The organism is Bartonella sp. AA23NXGY (genome assembly GCF_042197165.1).
Taxonomy (GTDB): domain Bacteria; phylum Pseudomonadota; class Alphaproteobacteria; order Rhizobiales; family Rhizobiaceae; genus Bartonella.
In genome coordinates this window covers 1-1,041 of sequence record NZ_JBHIRO010000078.1, presented here as the reverse complement: position 1 = coordinate 1,041, position 1,041 = coordinate 1, and the positions used below count along the sequence as shown (strand labels likewise).

General features: G+C 32.6%; 1 protein-coding gene. It reads right to left on the bottom strand.

Features of this window, described 5'->3' with window-relative positions; genetic code table 11:
* Nucleotides 1-264: 264 nt before the first annotated feature.
* Complete coding sequence (locus tag ACFINY_RS09740) at nucleotides 265-1,008, bottom strand: type IV secretion system protein (protein WP_375612679.1); 744 nt, start codon at nucleotides 1,006-1,008, stop codon at nucleotides 265-267.
* Nucleotides 1,009-1,041 lie beyond the last annotated feature (33 nt).

Below are 1,041 nucleotides of genomic sequence, written 5' to 3'. Positions count from 1 at the left end.
TGTTATCTGATCAATTTTATTGAAAAGTTGCGTGAAAACTGTAAAGTTCATGGAATTCCTCTTTAACGAATTTTCAATTTTTTATCACTTTGGAACATAGATACATGCTAAACGCCTCATTTTCATTTATACATTACCTAAGTGTTTTCAGCATGATATCTTGGCTTTGATAAAATCTTTGTGCTTCTCTTAATTGTTCAGAGAGTACTGAACCTTCTACATTGGTTTTTGTTTTCATGAAAAAAGCAAATGTTGTAAAAAGCTTTATTGGTTAGACCTTATTATAGGCATATTTTTGTAGTTAGAGGCTACAATTTTTCTGTACAATTTACGTTTTTGTATTTCGATAAGAGTCTCTTCGTCATCGCTTAAATTTCTGACCATTTGTAGCTTTGTATATTCATTTTGGATCATGGCTGACATGGTCTTGATGCGTGTTTGCAGTTCGAAAACTTCTTTGAGATCTTTTGTTTTATTTATCTTATCTAAGAAATCGTCCATTTGTTTAAAGCGGTTCTCTGCGTCTTGAAAAGTTTGAAAACTTACAGCTTTTTCGACAATTCCACTATATTTAAGACGCGTATTAATTATTTCGCGCATTTTATAATACGGCAACTTCTGGAAGCCGTACCTTTTCTCTTCGAGAATAATCTCATTAAATCTTTTTTTAAATTCCCCAGTAGCTATGGCTTGGTAGTTTGTCTGTGTTTTTGGGTAGATAGAAGGCAAATCTTGTATGAAAGAATTCTTGTTTTCTCCTATTGTTGGTTTTTGTATCCTATTTCCTGTTATAGACTGATGAATTTTTTTCGCGTTTTCGATCTGGTTTTCGTTTGTTTTAATTTGTTGTTCTAACAACTTAATAATTTCCAGATATTCTGCTTTTGAAAAAGGACTTTTAACAGTTGAACCTTGAGTCCCAGAACCCCAACTAAAGTTAGACGTTAGAGTTAAATTTATCATCCCCAAAAGGGTAATCATTCCTGTTATAATAAATCGCTTTTTCATCTGTCTCCTCGCTTAATTTCGGCAGGGATTGTT

Bases quoted from the DNA above. Each gene is read 5' to 3' on its own strand.
- ACFINY_RS09740 (WP_375612679.1), bottom strand. From the start codon at position 1,008: ATGAAAAAGCGATTTATTATAACAGGAATGATTACCCTTTTGGGGATG.